At 73.3% G+C, this 21186-nt stretch carries 16 protein-coding genes; 7 read left to right on the forward strand and 9 right to left on the reverse strand.

Features of this window, described 5'->3' with window-relative positions; genetic code table 11:
* The first annotated feature begins 69 nt into the window (after positions 1-69).
* From ACFV46_RS22295 to ACFV46_RS22315, 5 genes are all read left to right on the forward strand, one after another.
* On the forward strand, positions 70-969 hold the full coding sequence (locus ACFV46_RS22295) for a xanthine dehydrogenase family protein subunit M (RefSeq protein WP_361932300.1): 900 nt from the start codon (positions 70-72) through the stop codon (positions 967-969).
* Positions 969-1538, forward strand: coding sequence for a (2Fe-2S)-binding protein (locus tag ACFV46_RS22300; protein ID WP_361932298.1), 570 nt, complete (start codon positions 969-971; stop codon positions 1536-1538). The genes ACFV46_RS22295 and ACFV46_RS22300 overlap by 1 nt, the downstream gene beginning before the upstream one ends.
* Before the next feature lie 2 nt (positions 1539-1540).
* A complete protein-coding gene (locus ACFV46_RS22305) occupies positions 1541-3928 on the forward strand; it encodes a xanthine dehydrogenase family protein molybdopterin-binding subunit (protein ID WP_385499372.1) in 2388 nt (795 codons plus the stop codon).
* A 166-nt stretch (positions 3929-4094) separates the two neighbouring features.
* Positions 4095-5552: an NCS2 family permease gene (locus ACFV46_RS22310; protein ID WP_361932293.1), complete on the forward strand. Its 1458-nt coding sequence runs from the start codon at positions 4095-4097 to the stop codon at positions 5550-5552.
* Positions 5553-5598: 46 nt separating this feature from the next.
* Positions 5599-6750, forward strand: a complete 1152-nt coding sequence (locus ACFV46_RS22315; protein WP_376726899.1) for an XdhC family protein — start codon at positions 5599-5601, stop codon at positions 6748-6750.
* Here ACFV46_RS22315 and ACFV46_RS22320 read toward each other — a convergent pair.
* The 6 genes from ACFV46_RS22320 to ACFV46_RS22345 all read right to left on the reverse strand — a co-directional run bounded on the left by ACFV46_RS22320 (position 6702) and on the right by ACFV46_RS22345 (position 13607).
* A complete protein-coding gene (locus ACFV46_RS22320; protein WP_385499374.1) occupies positions 6702-8009 on the reverse strand; it encodes a lanthionine synthetase LanC family protein in 1308 nt (435 codons plus the stop codon). The two genes, ACFV46_RS22315 and ACFV46_RS22320, sit on opposite strands and share 49 nt — an antisense overlap.
* 65 nt (positions 8010-8074) lie before the next feature.
* Positions 8075-8515, reverse strand: a complete 441-nt coding sequence (locus ACFV46_RS22325) for an SRPBCC family protein (RefSeq protein WP_385499376.1) — start codon at positions 8513-8515, stop codon at positions 8075-8077.
* 51 nt (positions 8516-8566) lie between these two features.
* The gene (locus tag ACFV46_RS22330; protein ID WP_385499377.1) at positions 8567-9322 is read right to left on the reverse strand and encodes a polysaccharide deacetylase family protein; all 756 of its coding nucleotides are present in this window, start codon (positions 9320-9322) and stop codon (positions 8567-8569) included.
* Between the two features lie 135 nt (positions 9323-9457).
* A complete protein-coding gene (locus tag ACFV46_RS22335; RefSeq protein ID WP_361932280.1) occupies positions 9458-10600 on the reverse strand; it encodes a PP2C family protein-serine/threonine phosphatase in 1143 nt (380 codons plus the stop codon).
* A gap of 112 nt (positions 10601-10712) precedes the next feature.
* Positions 10713-11477 (reverse strand): IclR family transcriptional regulator, encoded by a 765-nt coding sequence (locus ACFV46_RS22340; protein WP_361932277.1) that lies wholly within the window; start codon positions 11475-11477, stop codon positions 10713-10715.
* A 63-nt stretch (positions 11478-11540) separates the two neighbouring features.
* Entirely contained in the window at positions 11541-13607 is a 2067-nt protein-coding gene (locus tag ACFV46_RS22345) for a SpoIIE family protein phosphatase (RefSeq protein ID WP_385499378.1), read from the reverse strand.
* 195 nt (positions 13608-13802) lie between these two features.
* Between ACFV46_RS22345 and ACFV46_RS22350 the strand changes: the two genes are divergently transcribed.
* Complete coding sequence (locus tag ACFV46_RS22350; protein ID WP_385499380.1) at positions 13803-16250, forward strand: SpoIIE family protein phosphatase; 2448 nt, start codon at positions 13803-13805, stop codon at positions 16248-16250.
* Positions 16251-16259: 9 nt separating this feature from the next.
* On the opposite strand, the gene ACFV46_RS22355 is transcribed toward ACFV46_RS22350, so the two are convergent.
* The 3 genes from ACFV46_RS22355 to ACFV46_RS22365 all read right to left on the reverse strand — a co-directional run bounded on the left by ACFV46_RS22355 (position 16260) and on the right by ACFV46_RS22365 (position 19740).
* The gene (locus tag ACFV46_RS22355) at positions 16260-17852 is read right to left on the reverse strand and encodes a DHA2 family efflux MFS transporter permease subunit (RefSeq protein WP_376726905.1); all 1593 of its coding nucleotides are present in this window, start codon (positions 17850-17852) and stop codon (positions 16260-16262) included.
* A gap of 70 nt (positions 17853-17922) precedes the next feature.
* Positions 17923-18408 carry a MarR family transcriptional regulator gene (locus ACFV46_RS22360; RefSeq protein ID WP_361932265.1) on the reverse strand — a complete coding sequence of 162 codons (486 nt, stop codon included), beginning with the start codon at positions 18406-18408 and terminating at the stop codon, positions 17923-17925.
* Positions 18409-18567: 159 nt separating this feature from the next.
* Positions 18568-19740, reverse strand: coding sequence for a hypothetical protein (locus tag ACFV46_RS22365; RefSeq protein WP_385499382.1), 1173 nt, complete (start codon positions 19738-19740; stop codon positions 18568-18570).
* A 250-nt stretch (positions 19741-19990) separates the two neighbouring features.
* Between ACFV46_RS22365 and ACFV46_RS22370 the strand changes: the two genes are divergently transcribed.
* Positions 19991-21085, forward strand: coding sequence for a winged helix DNA-binding domain-containing protein (locus ACFV46_RS22370; protein ID WP_385499396.1), 1095 nt, complete (start codon positions 19991-19993; stop codon positions 21083-21085).
* Positions 21086-21186 lie beyond the last annotated feature (101 nt).

A 21186-nucleotide genomic window follows, 5' to 3' on the forward strand; every position in this document is an offset into this window, starting at 1 on the left:
CGAGCCGGGCCCGCCGCACCCGATCTGGCTCGATCCGGACGACCCACGAGACGAAGAAGAGAGCCGGTCATGGACTTCCTTCGCCCCGCCAGCTGGGAGGAGGCGCTCGCCGCGAAGGCCGAGCACCCCACCGCTGTGCCGATTGCGGGCGGCACCGACGTGATGGTCGAGATCAACTTCGACCACCGCCGGCCCGAGTACCTCCTCGACCTGAACCGGATCGAGGACCTCTCCGCATGGGAGGTCGGCGAGGACAGCGTGCGGCTCGGCGCCTCGGTGCCGTACACCAGGATCATGGAGGATCTGCGGGCCGAGCTGCCGGGCCTCGCCCTGGCCTCGCACACCGTCGCCTCCCCGCAGATCCGCAACCGCGGAGGCGTCGGCGGCAACCTCGGCACCGCCTCCCCGGCCGGTGACGCCCACCCCGCCCTCCTCGCCGCCGGCGCCGAGGTCGAGGCCGAGTCGGTGCGCGGCAGCCGCCGTATCCCGATCGACGACTTCTACACCGGCGTGAAGCGCAACGCGCTCGCGCCCGACGAGCTGATCCGCGCCGTGCACATCAAGAAGGCCGACGGGCCCCAGCAGTTCTCGAAGGTCGGCACCCGCAACGCCATGGTCATCGCCGTGTGCGCCTTCGGCCTCGCCCTGCACCCCGGGACCCGGACCGTCCGCACCGGCATCGGCTCCGCCGCGCCGACCCCCATCCGGGCGAAGGCCGCCGAGGAGTTCCTGAACGCCGCGCTGGAGGAGGGCGGCTTCTGGGACAACGGCAAGATCATCACGCCGTCGGTCGCGAAGCGGTTCGCGGACCTGTGCGCCGCCGCCTGCAACCCCATCGACGACGTCCGCGGCACCGCGAGCTACCGCCGGCACGCGGTCGGCGTCATGGCCCGCCGCACCTTGACCTGGACCTGGGAGTCCTACCGCCGCAGCGACGGCACGACCGATCAGGAAGGGAGTGTCGCCTGATGCGCGTCAACTTCACCGTCAACGGACGCCCGCAGGAAGCCGACGACGTGTGGGAGGGCGAGTCCCTGCTCTACGTCCTGCGCGAGCGGCTCGGCCTGCCCGGCTCCAAGAACGCCTGCGAGCAGGGCGAGTGCGGCTCCTGCACGGTCCGCCTGGACGGCGTCCCGGTGTGCTCGTGCCTGGTCGCGGCCGGACAGGTCGAGGGCCGCGACGTCGTGACCGTCGAGGGCCTCGCGGACCACGCCCGGCAGCGCTCCTGTGGCGGCTCCCCCGGCACCTCGCTGGACGAGGCGAGGAACTGGCAGGCCGGGGGCACCGACTCGCAGACCGGCGAGGGCACCGAACTGGCTCCGATCCAGCAGGCGTTCATCGACGCCGGCGCCGTCCAGTGCGGCTTCTGCACCCCCGGCCTGCTGGTCGCCGCCGACGAGATGCTGGAACGCAACCCCAACCCGACCGACGCGGACATCCGCGAAGCCCTGTCGGGCAACCTGTGCCGCTGCACCGGCTACGAGAAGATCATGGACGCGGTCCGCCTGGCGGCCGCCCGGCAGGGAGAGGCGGTCTGACGATGGCGTCCCCCAGCGGAACCCCCACGAAGATCACCCAGGGCGCGCCGACCAAGGGCGGCATCGGCGAGTCCACGCTCCGCCCCGACGGCACCCTCAAGGTCACCGGCGAGTTCGCCTACTCGTCCGACATGTGGCACGAGGACATGCTCTGGGGCCAGATCCTGCGCTCCACCGTCGCCCACGCCGAGATCGTGTCCATCGACACCGCCGAGGCCCTGGCCACCCCGGGTGTGTACGCCGTCCTGACCTACGACGACCTGCCGACCGACGTGCGGAACTACGGTCTGGAGATCCAGGACACCCCGGTCCTCGCGCACGGCAAGGTCCGCCACCACGGCGAGCCCGTCGCCCTCGTCGCCGCCGACCACCCGGAGACCGCGCGCCGCGCCGCCGCCAAGATCAAGGTCGAGTACCGGGAGCTGCCCGTCATCACCGACGAGGCGTCCGCGACCGCCCCCGACGCGATCCTCGTCCACGAGAACCGCGACGACCACCACGCCGGGCACGTCCCGCACCCGAACATCGTGCACCGGCAGCCGATCGTCCGCGGCGACGCGGCCCGCGCCGCCGGGCGGGCCGACGTGATCGTCACCGGCGAGTACACCTTCGGCATGCAGGACCAGGCGTTCCTCGGCCCCGAGTCCGGCCTCGCCGTGCCCGACGAGGACGGCGGCGTCCACCTCTACATCGCCACCCAGTGGCTGCACAGCGACCTGCGCCAGATCGCCCCCGTCCTCGGCCTGCCCGAGAGCAAGGTCCGGATGACGCTGTCCGGCGTCGGCGGGGCCTTCGGCGGCCGCGAGGACCTGTCCATGCAGATCCACGCCTGCCTGCTCGCGCTGCGCACCGGCAAGCCCGTCAAGATGGTCTACAACCGGTTCGAGTCCTTCTTCGGGCACGTCCACCGCCACCCCGCCAAGCTGTACTACGAGCACGGCGCGACCCGTGACGGCAAACTGACCCACGTCAAGTGCCGCATCGTGCTCGACGGCGGCGCGTACGCCTCCGCCTCCCCGGCCGTCGTCGGCAACGCCTCCTCGCTGTCCATCGGCCCCTACGTGGTCGACGACGTCGACATCGAGGCCATCGCCCTCTACACCAACAACCCGCCCTGCGGCGCCATGCGCGGCTTCGGCGCGGTCCAGGCGTGCTTCGCCTACGAGGCGCAGATGGACAAGCTCGCGAAGGAACTCGGCCTGGACCCGGTGGAGTTCCGGCAGCGCAACGCCATGGAACAGGGCACGATCATGCCGACGGGCCAGCCCGTCGACTCGCCGGCCCCCGTCGCCGAACTCCTGCGCCGGGTCAAGGCGATGCCGCTGCCGCCGGAGCGCCAGTGGGAGTCCAGCGAGGGCGCCGACGTACGGCAGCTGCCCGGCGGCCTGTCCAACACCACGCACGGCGAGGGCGTCGTCCGGGGCATCGGCTACGCCGTCGGCATCAAGAACGTCGGCTTCTCCGAGGGCTTCGACGACTACTCGACGGCCAAGGTGCGCATGGAGGTCGTCGGCGGCGAGCCCGTCGCCACCGTGCACACCGCGATGGCGGAGGTCGGCCAGGGCGGCGTCACCGTCCACGCGCAGATCGCCCGCTCCGAGCTCGGCGTCGCCCAGGTGACCATCCACCCGGCGGACACCCAGGTCGGCTCGGCCGGCTCCACCTCGGCCTCCCGTCAGACGTACGTCACCGGCGGCGCCGTGAAGAACTCCTGCGAACTGGTCCGCGAGAAGGTGCTGGAGATCGGCCGGCGCAGGTTCGGCTCCTACCACCCGGCCTGGGCCACCGCCGAACTCCTCCTGGAGGGCGGCAAGGTCGTCACCGACGGCGGCGAGGTCCTCGCCGACCTCGTGGACGTCCTGGAGGACGAGAGCGTCGAGGTCGAGGCCGAGTGGCGGCACCGCCCCACCGAGCCCTTCGACCTGCGCACCGGGCAGGGCAACGGCCACGTGCAGTACTCGTTCGCCGCGCACCGCGCCGTCGTCGAGGTCGACACCGAGCTCGGCCTGGTCAAGGTGATCGAACTGGCCTGCGCCCAGGACGTCGGCAAGGCGCTCAACCCGCTGTCCGTCGTCGGCCAGATCCAGGGCGGCACCACCCAGGGACTGGGCGTGGCCGTCATGGAGGAGATCATCGTCGACCCGAAGACGGCGAAGGTGAAGAACCCCTCCTTCACGGACTACCTGATCCCCACGATCCTCGACACGCCGACCATCCCCGTCGACGTGCTCGAACTCGCCGACGACCACGCGCCGTACGGGCTGCGCGGCGTCGGCGAGGCCCCCACCCTGTCGTCCACCCCGGCCGTCCTCGCGGCGATCCGGGAGGCGACGGGCCTGGAGCTGAACCGGACGCCCGTACGTCCCGAACACCTCACAGGAACCGCCTAGCGGCACCCGGCGCCGGGCGACGCCTCACCAACGGCCACCCCGGCGCCGGTCGCGCACGTCCACGTTCGTCTCGGGCCGTCCCCCGGGTCGTGCACCTCCCCAAATCCCGCACAGAGCCTCCGACGGCACACGCGGGTGCCCCTTTGAACCTTGGGAGCAGGCCCACATGACCCAGCAGTCGCTCAAGCCCACGGTCACCGCCGACGACGCGGGTGAAGGAACCCGCGTCCCGGCCGGCCGGTCGTGGCTCGACCGGTACTTCCACATATCCCACCGAGGATCCACGGTCGCGCGCGAGGTGCGCGGTGGCGTCACGACCTTCATGGCGATGGCGTACATCCTCCTGCTCAACCCCCTGATCCTGTCCGGCAAGGACGCGGCGGGGGACACCCTCGCGCAGCAGGCGCTCATCACCGCGACCGCGTTCGCGGCGGCCTTCTCCACGCTGCTGATGGGCTTCTTCGGCAAGGTGCCGCTCGCCCTCGCCGCCGGCCTCTCCGTCTCGGGCGTGCTCGCCTCGCAGGTCGTGCCGCGGATGACCTGGCCGCAGGCCATGGGCATGTGCGTGATGTACGGCGTCGTCATCATGCTGCTGGTCGTCACCGGTCTCCGCGAGCTGATCATGAACGCGATCCCGCTCGCCCTCAAACACGCCATCACCATGGGCATCGGCCTGTTCGTCGCCCTGATCGGCTTCTACAAGGCCGGCTTCGTGCACCAGGGCGAGGCCACCCCGGTCACCCTCGGCCCGGCCGGTGAACTGGCCGGCTGGCCGGTGCTGCTGTTCGCCGTCACCCTCCTCGCCATCTTCATGCTCCAGGCGCGCGGCGTCCCGGGCGCCATCCTCATCGGCATCGTGGGCGGCACGGTCCTCGCCGTCGTCCTGAACGCGCTCGACGCCGTCGACCCGAAGCAGTGGGCGGGCGGCGCCCCCGAACTGCACGGCGGCGCGGTGTCCATGCCGGACTTCTCCCTCTTCGGGCACGTCGAGTTCGGCGGCTGGGGCGAGGTCGGCGCGATGACCGTCGGCATGATCGTGTTCACGCTGGTGCTCGCCGGGTTCTTCGACGCGATGGCCACCATCATCGGCGTGGGCACCGAGGCGAAGCTCGCCGACGACAAGGGCCGGATGCCGGGCCTGTCCAAGGCGCTGTTCATCGACGGCGCGGGCGGCGCGATCGGCGGGGCGGCCGGCGCCTCGGGCCAGACCGTGTTCGTCGAGTCGGCGACCGGGGTCGGCGAGGGCGCCCGTACGGGCCTGTCCTCCGTGGTCACCGGACTGTTCTTCGCCGCCTGCCTGTTCTTCACCCCGCTCACGGCGATCGTGCCGGGCGAGGTGGCGGCGGCCGCCCTGGTCGTGATCGGCGCCATGATGATGATGAACGCCCGGCACGTCGACTGGTCCGACCGGGCCACCGCGATCCCGGTCTTCCTCACCGTCGTGATCATGCCGTTCACATACTCGATCACGGCCGGTGTCGCCGCCGGGGTCATCTCGTACGCCGCGATCCGCGTCGCCCAGGGCAAGGCCCGGGAGATCGGGGCCTTCATGTGGGGCCTGACCGCCGTCTTCCTGGTCTACTTCGCCCTCAACCCGATCGAGAGCTGGATGGGCGTGCACTAGCGCGCCCGCGCCCCTTCCCACACAACCGTCTTGAGGAGACCGACAGATGCTGGACATCGCCGAGGAACTGCACCGGTGGGTCGAGCAGGGACGTGACTTCGCCGTGGCCACCGTGGTGGCGGTCGGCGGCAGCGCGCCCCGTCAGCCCGGCGCCGCGCTCGCGGTGGACGCCGAGGGCACGGCGATCGGCTCGGTCTCCGGTGGCTGTGTGGAGGGCGCGGTGTACGAGTTGTGCGAGCAGGCGCTGCGGGACGGCGAGACCGTCCTGGAGCGCTTCGGCTACAGCGACGACGACGCCTTCGCGGTCGGCCTGACCTGCGGCGGCGTCATCGACGTCCTGGTCACGCCGGTCCGGGCCGAGGACCCGGTCCGCCGGGTGGTGGCGGCGGCGCTGGCCGCCGCCGCGGCCGGCGAGGCGGCCGCCGTGGCCCGGATCGTGTCCGGACCCGCCGACCTGGTGGGCCGCGCGCTGCTGGTCCGTCCCGACGGCGGCCACGAGGGCGGCTGCGGCGGCCACCCCGAGCTGGACCGCACGGTGGCCGCCGAGGCGGCGGCGTTCCTCGACGCCGGACGCACCGGCACCCTGGAGATCGGCGAGCGGGGCTCGCGCTGCGGGGAGCCGCTGACCGTGCTGGTGGAGTCCTCCGTGCCGCCGCCCCGGATGATCGTCTTCGGCGCGATCGACTTCGCCTCGGCGCTGGTCCGGGTCGGCGCGTTCCTCGGCTACCGCGTCACGGTGTGCGACGCCCGCCCGGTCTTCGCGACGAAGGCCCGCTTCCCGGAGGCCGACGAGGTCGTCGTGGAGTGGCCGCACCGGTACCTGGAGCGCACCGAGACCGACGCCCGCACGGTCCTGTGCGTGCTCACGCACGACGCCAAGTTCGACGTGCCTCTGCTGCGGCACGCCCTGCGCCTGCCGGTCGCCTACGTCGGCGCGATGGGCTCGCGCCGCACCCACCTGGACCGCAACGAACGCCTGCGCGAGGTCGGCGTCACCGAACTGGAACTGGCCCGGCTGCGCTCGCCGATCGGCCTGGACCTCGGCGCGCGCACCCCCGAGGAGACGGCCTTGTCGATCGCGGCGGAGATCGTCGCGAACCGGCGCGGCGGCAGCGGGGTCTCACTGACCGGGGCGCACACGCCGATCCATCACGACACCGCGTCCACACCCGCCGGAAGGATCGGGTCGGTGGCCTGAGTCCGGGGCGCCGGCTGGTCGGGCCAGGCGACGGCGTACGCCGGGTCGCCGCCGCGCACGATCCGCGCATGGCGCAGGAGTTCGCGCACGATGCCCGCGTTGCCCATCGCCCAGCCGCACTCGGGTTCCAGGTCGCTCGGCGTGGCGCGGTGCTCGACGTGGGACCAGCGGGCGCCGTCGGCGTCCCGCACGGCGTTCGCGCCGAGCGCGGCCACGAGCGTACGGGCGAAGGCGGGGGAGTCGCCCCGCTCGGCGATCCGGTCGCCGGCGAGGGCCAGGACGCCCGCCGTGCCGCAGCAGCGCCCGTCGTTGTCCCAGAAGCCGGGGCGCAGCCGGCGCGGCAGTCCCGACCGGGTCACGGTGTGCCAGCAGCGGTCGGCCAGCGCCGCCCACGCCGGGTCGCCGGTGACGTCCCGCAGCAGCCGGAACACCTGTGCGTCGCCGGCCGGCCCGTGGCACCAGCCGTAGCTGTACCGAGGGGTGACGTCGGGGAAGTGGGGCGGGTCGGAGTGGGGGACGAGGAAGCCGTCCGGTCCGTCCTCGTCGCGCGCCACCACGTCGGCGGCCCCGGCGAGGGCGAGGTCGAGCAGATCGGAGCGCCCTGTCGCCCCGCCGACCGCGGCCAGTCCGTACACGACACCGAGGGTGCCGTGCGACACGTGGTGCATGCGGCCCTCGACGCCGGGACGGAACGGCCACCGCACACCGGCGGCCGTCGGCTCGGCCGTGCGCGCGTACGGCTCCACGGCGAGCACCGCGAGGTCGTCGCGTCCGGCGATCAGGGCGCCGAGGCCGATGCCCGCGTTGCCGCCCATCAGTTCGTACAGCTCGCCCCAGCGCTCCCCGTCGAAGGCCGCCCGCACGCCCTCCAGGGCCCGTTCGGCGGCGGCTCCGGCCCGGGCGTCGCCCAGCTCGCTGTGGACGGCACGCAGGGCGAGCGCGATGCCGGTGCGGCCGAAGTACAGGGAGTGGTCCTCCCACGACCCGGCGAACTCCTCCAGGGCGCGGGCCGCGCGCACGGCGGTGTCCGCGTAGACGTCGTCCCCGAAGTGCCGCCACGCCTCCAGCAGGGTGGGGACGACCCCGGCCGTGCCGTTGTAGAGCATCGGGTCGATCGCGTCGTCCGACGGCCGGACCGGCCACCCCAGCCCGTCGCCGTCGCCGGTCCTGCGCCCGGCAGCGATCAGCCAGCGCAGCCCGTCCACGGCCAGCGCCTCGGCCTCGCCGGCCGTCGCGGGCTCCACGTCCGCAGTGGTCATGCCGCCGTCCCCCCTCGTCTCCGCCGACCGCCAACCCTACGCAGCGGCAAGGACGTTCGGCCGGCTCAGGGGGTGCGCAGCAGCCGGTTCATCGCCTGTCCGAACAGGTACCGGCCCGCCAGCCCCACCACACCGTCCAGGGGGCGCGGCACGAACCGGACGCACACCTCCTCGTGCCACACTGCCCGGGTGCGGCCGCCGGGTCCCGGGCGCACCTCGATCTCCGCCCAGCCGGTCATCACCCGGCCCCGCTTCTCCAGCCGGCACCGGCCCGGCGCGGTGGTCCCGGGCGGCTCCCACCGGGTGACGTCCATCGGGTCGTCGAAGCCGAGCGGGCCGAGCCCGGTACGGGCGACGAAGCGCGTGCCCACCCGCGTGGGCCCCGCGGTGACGACGCGGATCCGGGTGAACGGGACGACGTCGCCGTGGCGATGCCACTCCGTCAGGCGGCGCCACGCCTCGTCGAGGGGGAGCGGAACCGTGCGCTGGAGGAGGAAGGTGGCCACGGGGCGATCCTACGGAACGTCCTCGCCCGATCGGCGCTGGTCACGCCCGGCTCACCGGTACACCTCGCCCGGCTCGGCCCGTCCCGGGGCGAGCAGCTGGGGAACCGTCACGAACTGGTACCCGCGCTTCTTCAGGCCCTCGATGATCCCGGGGACCGCCGGCACGGTGCCGTCGTAGAGGTCGTGCAGCAGGATGATGCCGTCGCGTTCGGTCTGCTCGAGGACGCGCTGCTCGATGAGGGCGGAGTCGTCGGTGCTGTAGTCCTTGGCCGTCACGGTCCACAGGACCTCCGACATGCCGAGCTCGCGGCAGATGTCGTGGACCGTGTCGTTCGTGCGTCCCTGCGGTGGGCGCATCAGGGTGGGGCGCCGCCCGACGAGGGCCGCTATCTCCTTGTTGGGCCGCTCTATCTCCTCGCGTATCTCGTCCGCTCCCAGATCCGTGAGCCGCTTGTGGTCCCAGGTGTGGTTGGCGATCTCGTGGCCCTCGTCCGCCATCCGCCGGACCAGGTCCGGGTACTTCTCGATGTGGCGCTTGCCGAGGAGGAAGAAGGTCGCCGGGACCTTCTCGTCCTTGAGGATGTCCAGCAGGCGCGCGGAGTGCTCGCTGGGCCCGGCGTCGAAGGTCAGCGCGACGCACTTGGCCTCCCGGCAGTCGACGCCGCCGAAGGGGGCGTGGGCGGTGCTGCGCGCGCGGGCGGTGGCGGGTGACGTGGTGTCCAGGCGTACGTACTGGTCGAAGGCCATGAGACCGGCCGCCGCCGTCACGACGACGGCGGCGGACAACCAGATCCAGGTTTTTCTCATCTTCCGGGGCAGTAGGCGCATGCCCGGACTATACATAGCGTGTATACGCGCGGTGTATAGCGGGGGTCATAGTCCCTGAACAGGCGTTTCGCCGCCGTCCCGGAGCGGGGCGGCGGCGAAAGGGGCCGGCGTCGTTCAGGCCGGCAGGCTGCTGACGCGCCCGGGGTCCCGCGGGGCTGCGGGCGCGGAGGCGTTCCGCTCGGCCGGGACCGGCTTGCGCAGGAGCAGCAGGGCCGCGTCGTCGTGCAGATGCCCGCCGACGTGGTGCAGCAGTTCGTCGTGCAGCGCGGTGACGGTGTGCGCGGGGTCGTCGCAGGTGTGCCGTGCGAGGCCCTCGGCCAGCGGATAGAACTCGCGGTCGTGGTCACGCGCCTCGGTGACCCCGTCGGTGTAGAGCAGCAGCTGGTCGCCGTCGGCGAAGGGCAGCACGTGCAGCCCGGGCGTCTCGCCGGACAGGGCGCGCAGCCCGAGGGGCGGGGCCGGACGGGCCGGCTCGACCGGTACGACGGCCGAGTCCCGCACCAGCAGGGGCGGGGCGTGTCCGCAGTTGACCACTTCCAGCTCCCCGGGCCGGGGGTACCCGGCCACCACGGCGGTCACGAAGTCGTCGGGCTCCAGGTTCCTGGCCAGGCTGCGCTCGATGCGGGCGACCACGTCGAGCAGGTCGGGCTCGTCGTGCGCGGCCTCCCGGAACACCCCGACGACCAGGGCGGCCATGCCCACGGCCGGCAGGCCCTTGCCGCGGACGTCGCCGACGATCATCCGGACCCCGTGCGGCGTGGACACCAGGGCGTAGAGGTCGCCGCCGATCCGCGCCTCCGCCGCCGCGGCGCTGTAGCGCACCGCCACCTGGAACGGGCCGACGGTCGACGGGACCGGCTGGAGCAGGGCGTGCTGCGCGGCCTCGGCGACGGACCGCACCGCCTCCAGCACCCGTTCACGGCGCCCGCCCAGCACGGTGGTCAGCCCGCAGGCCAGGGTGACGACCGCGAGGGAGACCAGCGTCGTGCCCAGGACGCGGCCCGGGGCGCCGTGATGGAGGCCGAGGGCCACCCCGAGAGCGCCGGCGAACAGCCCCGCGCACAGGACCGTGCGGGGACCACCGGCGGTGGCGGCGAGCGCCGGCACCGTGGCGAGCAGGGGCACCCAGGCCGCCCTGGAGCCGCCGAGCAGGTCGGCGAGCGCGAGCCCGGTGACGATCAGTATCAGCAGTACGGCCACGGCGACGACCCATCGCCGCGACCAGTGGTCAGGTCCGTGTTCGGGGGCCCGGCTCATCCTTGTCCGCTGTCCTCGTCTGTGCGCCCGGAGCGAAGAGCACCCCGGAAACCGGATATGTCCTACTTATGAGGAAACCGGTGCGGGGTGCGTCCGGGCAAGCGGCGGGATTTCAGATAGTGAGCGACAGGCTCCGCGTCACCCGGTCCGCGGTCGGCAGCAGCAGCGCGGTGACGTCCTCCAGCCGCCCGCGCCGGTCCGCCCGCAGCGACACCCCCAGCGAGCCCAGCGTGCCGCCGCTGTACACGGGCACCGCGACACAGACCGTGCCGAGCGCGTACTCCTCCATGTCCGTGACCGCGGGGGCCAGCGGCGAGGTGTCCAGCCGGCGCAGCAGCTCGGGCGGGTCCGTGATCGTCCTCGGCGTCAGATCGGCCAGGTGGTGCCGCGACAGGTACTCCCGGCGCGCCTCCTCGTCCATCTCCCGCAGAACCGACTTGCCGAGCGCCGTGGCGTGCCCGGCGTCCTCGAACCCCACCCACAGATCGACACGCGGGGCCCGCGGGCCGTCGACGATCTCGGCGACCCGGATCTCCCCGTCCTCGTAGAACGTCAGATAGGCGGCGCTCGACAGCTCGTCCCGCAGCGCGGCGAGCGCCGGACGTACCCGGCTGAGCAGCGTCTGGGCCCGGCCCGAGGAGGTCCGCAGCGTCCCCAGCCGGTCGCCCAGCACGAACCCGCCGTCGTCGAGCTTGCGCACATAGCCGTCGTGCACCAGCGTCCGCAGCAGGTGGTAGGTCGTCGCCAGCGGCAGCTCCGTCTCCCGCGCCAGCTGTTTGGCGGGCGCGCCGTTGTCGTGCGCGCTCATCGCCTCCAGCAGCCGGAACGCCCGCTGGACGGAGCCGATGAGGGTGGGACCGTTCGGAGCAGCACCCATAGCAACCAGGGTGCGCCCCGCCACGGCCCCCGGCAAGGCGGGTCCGGGTCCGGGGCACCCCGGTCACACCATCCGCGCCACCAGCAGCGCCACGTCGTCGTGGTCGTCGGGATGGCGCAGGTCGTACAGGAGCAGGTCGCAGGTCTCCTCCAGGGGCCGGCGCGGCTCGTCCAGGAAGCCGAGCATCACGTCCAGCCGGTCGTCGATGGAGTGGTGCCGCGTCTCCACCAGCCCGTCCGTGTACAGGACCAGCAGGTCGCCCGGCACCAGTTCGACCGTGGTCGTCTCGAACGGCACACCCCCCACCCCCAGCGGCGCGCCCGACGGCAGCCGCAGCAGCCGCGGGTTCTGGCCCGGACGCGACAGCGCGGGCGGCATGTGCCCGGCGTTCGCGACCTGAAACCGCCGGGTGCGCGGATCGTAGACCGCGTACAGGCAGGTCACGATGTAGTGCTCCAGATCGCAGGTGATCTTGTCCAGATGGTGGAGCACCGCGCCGGGATCGAGGTCGAGGTCCGCATACGCGCAGGTCGCCGTGCGCAGCCGGCCCATCGTGGCCGCCGCGTCGATGCCGTTGCCCATCACGTCCCCGACGACCAGCGCGGTCTTGTCGTCCTCCAGCGGCAGCACGTCGTACCAGTCGCCGCCGACCTCGCTGGTCGCCTGCGCCGGCTGGTAGCGGGAGGCCAGCTCCAGACCCGTGTGGTGCGGCGCGTGGTCGGGCAGCAGGCTGCGCTGCAGGGTCAGCGCCGTGTTGCGCACGCTCTGGAACCAGCGCGCGTTGTCGATGGCCACGGCGGCCCGCCCCGCCAGCTCCCCGGCGAGCACCACGTCGTCCTCGTCGAACGGCAGCGGATTGCGCGTCCGCTTCAGGTCGAGCGCCCCGAGCACCTCGCCGTGCGCGATCAGCGGCACCGCCAGGTACGAGTGCACGCCCGCCCGCGCCAGCAGCTCCGTGGCCTGCGCGTCCCGGCCGATCCGCGGCAGATCCGCCTCGCCCACGTGCCGCACCAGCACCGGCCGCGCGGTGTGCACGCACAGGGTGACCAGCCGGTCCCCCTCGTACGCGGCGAGATCACCGGGTGGGTCGGCGGCCCGGAGCGCGGCGCTCGGATAGGCCGACTTCAGCGCGAGGGCGCGGAACAGCTCAGGGCCCTTCTCCGGCCTGCGGGTGCGCCGGCACGCCAGCGCCGAGTCCAGCACGTCCACGGCGACGACGTCAGCCAGCTCGGGCGTGGCCACGTCCGCCAGCTCGTCGGCGGTCCGCTCCACCTCCAGCGAGGTGCCGACCCGCGTGGACGCCTCCGCGATCAGCGCGAGCCGGCGCCGGGCCCGGTCGGCCGCGGCGGCGGCCCGGTGCCGCTCGGTGACGTCGACGAACGAGAGGGCGGCGCCCAGCACCCGCCCGCCGGAGTCCTCCAGCCGGTAGAACGACAGCGACCAGGCCCGCTCACGGTCCGGCTCGTCCGGTGGACGGCCCACGTGGTACTGGTCCAGCAGCGGCGTCCCGGTCGTCATCACCTGACGTACGCACGCTTCGATGGTGTCCAGGTCGGACAGCGGCAGCGTCTCCCGCAGGCGACGGCCCACGTGCTCGCCGGCCGGAGTGCTGTCGACCCGCTCCAGCGCCGGGTTGACCAGCAGGAAGCGCAGATCCGGGCCGACCAGCGCGATGCCGATGGGGGACTGGTTGATCAGCCGCTCGCACAGCGCCAGATCCGTCTCGACCCGCTGGAGCAGCGAGTGGTCGGCCGCGATGCCGAGGGCGTACACGTCCCCGAGGTCGTCCAGCAGCCGCATGTTGCGGAACTCCGTCATCCGCGTACTGCCGTCCTTGTGCCGCACCGGGAACGTGCCGGCCCAGCTCTGGCCGGTCCGCAGCACCTCCGCGAACAGCTTCGTCACCGACGGCAGATGCTCGGGGTGGATGAACAGCCGGGCCGCGTGCGTACCCAGCGCCTCCTCGGAGGAGTACCCGAACAGTTCCTCGGCCTGCGGGGTCCAGAAGACGATGCGCCCGTCGGCGTCCAGCACCACCGCGGCCACGCTCAGCACGTCGAGCAGTCCGGTCGGCCGGGGCGGCTCGGCACCACGGCCACCCGCGTCGGACTCCAGGGATCCGGCTGTCATCGCGGCGCCTCCTCCACCCCCGGGTGGGCTCACCGGCCGCGGGCGCCCCCGGACACGGCGACGCGGGGCCGGCACCTCCATGCTCTCTCCACCGCGCCCGGCGCGCACCGGGCGGGCCGTCCCGTGCGCGCCGCAGACGCAAGCAGGAACATGGGTCCTGTGAGGACGGGAACCACGGACACTGCGTGAGGAGCCATGGACGCCCCGCGAGACACCCCGGACACCCCCGGAGCCGAGGCCCGGCGGGAGCCCTTCGACGCGGCCGGCGACGCCGCCGCCGTCGTCTCCGCGGGCGGGCTGGTGCTCGCCTGGACCCGGGCCGCCGAGGACCTCCTCGGACTCCCGGCGGCCGACGTCGTCGGCACGCGGGGGCTGGACCTGCTGGCGACGCCCGGCGACCGCGCGCGGGCGGTCGCCGTCGCCGAACGCTGCCGGTCCGGCTCGGGCTGGAGCGGCCGGTTCCCGGTCCGGCGCCGCGACGGGCACACCGTCGACGTCGACGTACGGGTCTCCCCGGGCTTCCGCGTCGGCCAGGAGGAGTGCTACCTGGTCTCCGCGCGGGACCGGCCCCCGCCGTGGATCGTCGGCGAGTCGGTCCTCAACGGCTTCCTGACCCGCTCACCGGTCGGCATGGCCGTCGTGGACCGGCGGCTGCGCTACGTCTGGCTGAACGACACCCTGGAGCGCCTCGGCGGGGTCCCGCGCGGGCAGCGGCTCGGCCGCAGGCTGGGCGACCTGCTGCCCGGCCTCGAGGCGGAGACCATCGAGGGCCTGATGAGCAAGGTTTTGGAGACCCGCGTCCCGGTCACCGACTACGAGTACGTCGGCTGGAGCTGGTCCGACCCGCACCGCCAGCGCGCGTACTCGACGTCGTTCTTCCCGCTCATCGACCCCGACGACACGGTCAGCGGCGTCTGCTACATGGTCCTCGACATCACCGAGCGGTGGACCGCCCACCGGCTGCTGACCCTCGTCAACGAGGCCGGCACCCGGATCGGCACCACCCTCGACGTGCTGACCACCGCGCAGGAACTCGCCGACTTCGCCGTGCCCGCGTTCGCGGACTTCGTCGCCGTGGATCTGCTGGACCCGGTGCTCAGCACCGAGGGGCACGGCGCCTGGCTCACCGACGCGGGCCCGGCCCTCGTCGGCGCGACGATGCGCCGGGCCGGTCTGCGGTCGGTCCACGACGGCGCCCCGGAGGCCGTCGCACACGTCGGCGACGCGGTGGACTTCGTCCCGCCGCCCCACGACGAGCACCTCCTCGGCCAGGGCGGCCCCGTCCTCATCCCGGTCCTCGACCCGTTCGACTCCCGGTGGGCCGCCGAACAGCCCCGCCGGGCGGCCAGCATGCGCGCCCACGGGCTGCACTCGCTGATCTGCGTGCCCATGCGGGCCCGCGACACCGCGCTCGGCCTCGCCACGTTCATCCGCTCGCGCAACCCCGCCTCCTTCCGGTCCGACGACGTCCTCGTCGCCCAGGAACTGGTGGCCCGCGCGGCGCTCTGCGTCGACAACGCCCGCCGCTACACCCGGGAGCACGCCGCGGCCGTCACCCTCCAGCGCAGTCTGCTGCCGCAGGCACTGACCGGCGGCACGGCCCTGGAGGTGGCCTCCGCCTACCGCCCGGCCGACCCCACGGACGGCGTCGGCGGCGACTGGTTCGACGTCATCCCGCTGTCGGGTGCCCGGGTCGGGCTCGTCGTCGGCGACGTCGTCGGGCACGGCATCGCCGCCGCGGCCGCGATGGGCCGGCTGCGCACCGCCGTGCAGACCCTCGCCGACATGGAGCTGCCACCCGACGAACTCCTCGCGCACCTCGACGACCTGGTCCTGCGGCTCAGCGAGGAGCAGCCCGACGCGGGCGGGGCCGGCTTCCTCGGCGCGACCTGCCTGTACGCGGTCTACGACCCCGTCACCCGGCTCTGCACGATGGCGCGCGCCGGGCACCCGCCGCCCGTCGTCGTGACTCCCGACGGACAGGTGTCCTATCCCGAGCCACCGGCCGGGCCGCCGCTCGGCCTGGGCGGCCTGGCCTTCGAGTCCGCCGAGATCGAACTCGCCGAGCACAGCCTGCTCGGCCTCTACACCAACGGCCTCGTCGAGAGCGAGACCGCCGACGTCGACAGCGGCATGACCCGGCTGGGCGACCTGCTCTCCCGCCGCGGTCTCGACCTCGACACGCTCTGTGCGTCCGCGGTGCGCGACCTCGTGCCGGAGCAGCAGCCCGACGACGTCGCCCTGCTGCTGACCCGCACCCGGGCACTCGACCCCGGCGACGTCGTCTCCTGGGACGTGCCCGCCGACCCGGCCGCCGTCGCCGAGGCACGCGCCCTGGCCACCCGGCAGATGGCCGCCTGGCACCTCGACGACCTCGCCATGACCACCGAACTGATCGTCAGCGAACTGGTCACCAACGCGATCCGCTACGCCGAACCGCCGGTGCGCCTGCGGCTCCTGCGCGACGCCCGGCTGACCTGCGAGGTCGCCGACGCCAGCAGCACCGCGCCCCGGCTGCGCCACGCCCGCAGCACGGACGAGGGCGGCCGGGGCCTGTTCCTGGTGGCGCAGCTCGCGCACCGCTGGGGCGTCCGCTACACACCCGGCGGGAAGATCATCTGGGCGGAGCAGGAACTTCCCTGACCGCCGCCCTCAGGGGCGGTCCGCCACCGGCGTGCCGCGCACCCCGGCCGCGGCGACCAGCGCGCCGATCACACACAGGGTCCCGGCGACCAGGACCGAGGTGTGCACCCCGTTCATGAACGCCGCCCGGCTCCCCTCGGCGACGGCCGCCCTCAGCTGCTCCGGCATGTCGGCGGTGACCGGGGCGACCCCCATGGCCACCGCGTCCTTGGCGCCGCCCAGGCCCCCGGCCGCCGCCGCGGGCACCCCGGCCGAGGTCAGCTCGCCGGTCAGGGTGGCCCCGACCCGGCTGCTGATCAGGGACACCAGCACCGACGTGCCGAGCGCGCCGCCGATCTGCAGGGCGGTCCCCTGGAGACCACCCGCGACCCCGCCGTCCTGGACGGGCGCGTTGCCGACGATGGCGTCCGACGAGGAGGCCATCACCATGCCGACACCCAGACCGAGTCCGACGAACGGCGGCCACATCGTGGCGTACGACGACTCCGCGCTCCAGCTGAGCATCGTGAAGCAGGCCGCGCCCTGGAGCGCCATGCCGAGCGGCATCGTGAAGCGGGGCCCGAACCGGCCGGTGAGCGCCGCGCCGAGGGGCGAGGCCACGACCGACGCCAGGCTCAGCGGCAGGGTGCGCACACCGGCCTCCACGGGGGAGAAGCCGCGCACGTTCTGCAGGTACAGCATGACGAAGAAGATCACACCGAGCAGCACGAAGAAGTTCAGCGCCGTGATGACGGTGCCGATGGTGAGCGCCGGGCTGCGGAACAGCCGCATCGGCAGCAGCGGGGCGGCTGTCCGGGTCTCGTACACCCCGAACACCAGCAGGACCAGCACCCCGGCCCCGATCGAGCCGAGCGTGCCGGCCGAGGCCCAGCCCCACGACTCGCCCTTGACGACGCCGAACACCACGGCGAGCAGCCCCACGGCCAGCAGGACCACGCCGCCGATGTCGAACCTGTCGTGCGCGGCGGCCGCGTTGCGGGTCTGCGGCAGCACGAGGGCGCTGAAGACGAGGGCGGCGGCCCCGATGGGCGCGTTGATGTAGAACACGGACTCCCAGCTGACGTGCTCCACCAGCAGCCCGCCGACGATGGGGCCGAGGGCCGTGGACACCGAGGAGATCATGGCCCAGATGCCGACCGCCATGCCGAACTTCCGGGGCGGGAAGACCGCCCGCAGCATGCCGAGCGTGTTGGGCAGCAGGAGGGCACCGAAGAAGCCCTGCGCCGCACGGAAGGCGATGACGCCCTCGATGGACCCGGCGAGCCCGATGGCGACGGACGCGAGGGTGAAGCCGGCGACGCCGGCCAGGTAGAAGGTGCGGCGCCCGAACCGGTCACCGAGCTTGCCGCCGAGGATCAGCGCGGCGGCCAGCGCCAGCAGATAGGAGTTGGTCACCCACTGCAGATCGGCCGTGGAGGCGTTCAGGTCCCGGCCGATCTCCGGGTTGGCGATGGAGACGACCGAACCGTCGAGCCCGACCATGAACAGGCCGAAGGCGACGGCGAGGAGCGTCAGCCAGGGGTTGGCCCGCCGGCCGCGCGGCGGGTCGGCGGGGAGCCCGGAGGCGGGCAGGGCGGAGGCGTCGGTGGCCACGGAGGGCATGAGGGTACGAGTCCTTGAGACGTGAGGGATACGACGGGATGCGGCCGGAGGCGATGTCGGCGGCGCGCGCTCAGCGCGTGGCGCCGCCGTGGGCCCGCTCGGTGAGTTCGGTGAGTGCCGCGAAGGCGCCGAGCGCCGAACCCAGGGCGTCCCGCTGGCCGTCGGTCAGCGCACGCATCGCCCGCGCGAGGTGCCGGCCCATCAGGCCCGTGACCTCGGCCAGCCGCTCCCGGGAGGTCGGCGTCAGGTGCAGATGCGCGATCCGCTTGTCCGCGGGGTCCTGGCGGCGCTCCAGCATCCCCTGCTCGGTCATCTGGGTCACCAGCGCGCTCACGTTGTTCGGCTTCATGCGCAGCGCCTCGGCCGCCTCCCGCACGGTGACCCCGTCGTGGGCCTCGACATGCCGCAGCAGGGCGAGCTGTGCCTCGGGGGGCTTGGGGTGCGGGAACTCCTGACCGACCTGCCGGTCGAGGGCCCGGTGCAGCGCGGGCAGGCACGCCACGAGTGCGGCGGCCACCTCGTCGATGTCCTGGACGGACGCGCTGGGGGCGGGCATACCGGAAGCGTATGTATGAAGAGATAGCTATGTCAAAGGAGGTTTTCCGGGGGCGGCTGTAGGGCCGACGGCCGACGGCGGACGGGTCCGTGGAACGGCCGGCCCCGGTGATCCGGGACCGGCCGTTCATCGGGCACGGTTCAGGGCGTCAGCCCCACCTCACTCGTCATGCCCGTCGTGCCCTCCCTTGCCCTTGTGCTCACCCTTGCTGGGCTTGTCGGGGTGGGCGGGCTTCTCCGGGTGATCGGGCTTCGAGGGGTGAGCCGGCTTGGAGGGGTGGTCCGGCTTGGCGGGCTTGCTGGGGTGCTCGGGCTTGGCCGGCTTGCTCGGGTAGGCGGGCTTGCTCGGGTGCTCGGGCTTGCTGGGCTTGGCCGGGTACACGGGCTTGGACGGCCGCTCGGGCTTGCTCGGCTTGGCCGGGTACTCAGGCTTCGCAGGCTTGGCGGGGTACGCGGGCTTCGACGGCTGCTCAGGCTTGGCGGGCTTGGCCGGGTACGCGGGCTTCTCCGGGTGGGCCGGCTTGGCGGGCTTGGCCGGGTAGGCCGGCTTGCTGGGAAGTTCGGGCTTCGCCGGGTAGTCGGGCTTCGCAGGCTTGGCGGGGTAGGCCGGCTTGCTGGGAAGTTCGGGCTTGGCGGGCTTCGCCGGATATGCGGGCTTGGCCGGGTACTCAGGCTTGGCGGGCTTCGCGGGATATGCGGGCTTGGCCGGGTACTCAGGCTTGGCGGGCTTCGCGGGATATGCGGGCTTGGCCGGGTACTCAGGCTTGGCAGGCTTCGCGGGGTACGCGGGCTTAGCCGGGTATTCGGGCTTGGCGGGCTTGGCCGGGTACGCGGGCTTAGCCGGGTACTCCGGCTTCGCGGGTTTGGCGGGGTACGCGGGCTTGGCCGGGTATTCGGGCTTGGCGGGGTACGCGGGTTTCGACGGCTGCTCAGGCTTGGCGGGCTTGGCCGGGTACGCGGGCTTCTCCGGGTGGGCCGGCTTCGCCGGGTACTCGGGGTTGACCGGCTTCGCGGGGTGTGCCGGCTGCTCCGGCTTGACCGGGTGTTCGGGCTTGGCCGGGTGCACCGGCTGCTCCGGCTTCGCCGGGTATTCCGGCTTGGCGGGGTGCACCGGCTGGCCCGGCTTCTCCGGGTGGCCCGGTTTCGCCGGGTACGCCGGCTGAGGCCCGTGAGCCGGGGCCGGGGCCTGGGCCGGCTTCGCCGGGTACGGCGAGTGCGGCGGGGCGTGATCATCGGCAAGGGCGGAGCCCGTGCTGGCCAGGGCGGCTGCGGCGAGCGCGGCTGCCATGGCGGCGGGCGCCAGGACGGATCGCCATCTCGGCGGTGTCCTCATCTTCCACTCTCCTCGACTGGGTTCAGGGCCTCGTGACGGCGGGTCAGCACCATGAGCCGGATAGTGGAATGAATAGGAAATCGGCTGATATGAATAACGCCGGGACGGTCAAAGGCCACCGAATGACGTAGCCCGGCACCGCCAGTCGGCCCGGCCTCGAGCCCGTCGAATAGGACAGGATCCGTCCTCGATCCTCCGTACCCTGCGGAGCATGAAGCGGACCTCCACCACGACGAAGGCGGCGAGGGCGATGAGCGGCACGGACCCCGTCCTGAGCACCCGCGCCCTCAACCGCGCCACGCTGGAACGGCAGTTGCTGCTGCGCCGCTCACCCCTCACCGTCCCCGAGGCGGTGACGCATCTCGTCGGCCTCCAGGCGCAGGAGGTGAAGCCGCCGTACTACGCGCTCGCCGCCCGCCTCGACGGGTTCACGCCCGAGGCGCTGTCCGCACCGCTCGGCGACCGGTCGCTCGTCCGCATGGTCACCATGCGCTCCACGATCCATCTGCACACCGCCGACGACGGCCTGACGCTGCGTCCGCTCGTGCAGCCCGCCCGGGAACGGGAGATCACCTACTTCCGCAAGGGCCTCGTGGACGTCGACCTGGACCGGCTCGCCGTGCTCGCCCGCGAGCTCGTCGAGGAGGCGCCCCGCACGATGAAGCAGCTGCGCGAGGCCCTGAGCGCCGAGTGGCCGGAAGCCGACCCGCAGTCGCTGGCCGTGGCCGCCCGCTGCCGGCTCCCGCTGGTCCAGATCACCCCGCGCGGCCAGTGGGGCCGCAGCGCCCAGGTGACCCTGACGACCCTCGAACACTGGCTGGGACGTCCGGCCGAGCCGGCCGCCTCCGCCGACGACACGGTCCTGCGCTATCTGGCCGCCTTCGGTCCGGCGTCCGTGAAGGACATGCAGACCTGGGCCGGGCTCACCCGGATGCGCGCCGTCTTCGAGCGGCTGCGGCCCGACCTGGTCACCTTCCGGGACGAGAACGGCGTCGAGCTGTTCGACCTGCCCGACGCCCCGCGCCCCGACCCGGACACCCCGGCGCCGCCGCGCCTGCTGCCCGAGTTCGACAACCTCCTGCTCTCCCACGCCGACCGCGGCCGGGTCATCCCGCCGGCCCACCGCGGCCGTACCTGGCAGGCGAACACCTTCTACTGCCCGCTGCTGGTCGACGGCTTCCTCGCGGGCGTCTGGCGCCTCATCGGCGACGCCCTCGTCATCGAACCGTTCTCCGGCCTGGGCCGGGCCGAGCGCGCCGAGGTGACCGAGGAGGCGGAGCGCGTGCTCGGCGTCCTGCACCCGCGGGACTCCTACGACGTCCGCTTCGGCACCGTCATCCCCTGACCGGCACGCGGACGCCCCCGGTCCGCCCACCCCGACGGGTCGGGCGGGCGGACCGGGGGCGTGAAGGCTGCGGCTAGGGCGCCTCGTTTGGATCAGACCCC

This window comes from Streptomyces sp. NPDC059852 (genome assembly GCF_042731455.1).
Classification (GTDB): domain Bacteria; phylum Actinomycetota; class Actinomycetes; order Streptomycetales; family Streptomycetaceae; genus Streptomyces.

What these genes read in the sequence shown, in the direction of transcription:
- ACFV46_RS22295 (WP_361932300.1), top strand. Translation starts at nt 70, where the DNA reads ATGGACTTCCTTCGCCCCGCCAGCTGGGAGGAGGCGCTCGCCGCGAAG.
- ACFV46_RS22300 (WP_361932298.1), top strand. Translation starts at nt 969, where the DNA reads ATGCGCGTCAACTTCACCGTCAACGGACGCCCGCAGGAAGCCGACGAC.
- ACFV46_RS22305 (WP_385499372.1), top strand. Translation starts at nt 1,541, where the DNA reads ATGGCGTCCCCCAGCGGAACCCCCACGAAGATCACCCAGGGCGCGCCG.
- ACFV46_RS22310 (WP_361932293.1), top strand. Translation starts at nt 4,095, where the DNA reads ATGACCCAGCAGTCGCTCAAGCCCACGGTCACCGCCGACGACGCGGGT.
- ACFV46_RS22315 (WP_376726899.1), top strand. Translation starts at nt 5,599, where the DNA reads ATGCTGGACATCGCCGAGGAACTGCACCGGTGGGTCGAGCAGGGACGT.
- ACFV46_RS22320 (WP_385499374.1), bottom strand. Translation starts at nt 8,009, where the DNA reads ATGACCACTGCGGACGTGGAGCCCGCGACGGCCGGCGAGGCCGAGGCG.
- ACFV46_RS22330 (WP_385499377.1), bottom strand. Translation starts at nt 9,322, where the DNA reads ATGAGAAAAACCTGGATCTGGTTGTCCGCCGCCGTCGTCGTGACGGCG.
- ACFV46_RS22335 (WP_361932280.1), bottom strand. Translation starts at nt 10,600, where the DNA reads ATGAGCCGGGCCCCCGAACACGGACCTGACCACTGGTCGCGGCGATGG.
- ACFV46_RS22340 (WP_361932277.1), bottom strand. Translation starts at nt 11,477, where the DNA reads ATGGGTGCTGCTCCGAACGGTCCCACCCTCATCGGCTCCGTCCAGCGG.
- ACFV46_RS22345 (WP_385499378.1), bottom strand. Translation starts at nt 13,607, where the DNA reads ATGACAGCCGGATCCCTGGAGTCCGACGCGGGTGGCCGTGGTGCCGAG.
- ACFV46_RS22350 (WP_385499380.1), top strand. Translation starts at nt 13,803, where the DNA reads ATGGACGCCCCGCGAGACACCCCGGACACCCCCGGAGCCGAGGCCCGG.
- ACFV46_RS22355 (WP_376726905.1), bottom strand. Translation starts at nt 17,852, where the DNA reads ATGCCCTCCGTGGCCACCGACGCCTCCGCCCTGCCCGCCTCCGGGCTC.
- ACFV46_RS22360 (WP_361932265.1), bottom strand. Translation starts at nt 18,408, where the DNA reads ATGCCCGCCCCCAGCGCGTCCGTCCAGGACATCGACGAGGTGGCCGCC.
- ACFV46_RS22365 (WP_385499382.1), bottom strand. Translation starts at nt 19,740, where the DNA reads ATGAGGACACCGCCGAGATGGCGATCCGTCCTGGCGCCCGCCGCCATG.
- ACFV46_RS22370 (WP_385499396.1), top strand. Translation starts at nt 19,991, where the DNA reads ATGAGCGGCACGGACCCCGTCCTGAGCACCCGCGCCCTCAACCGCGCC.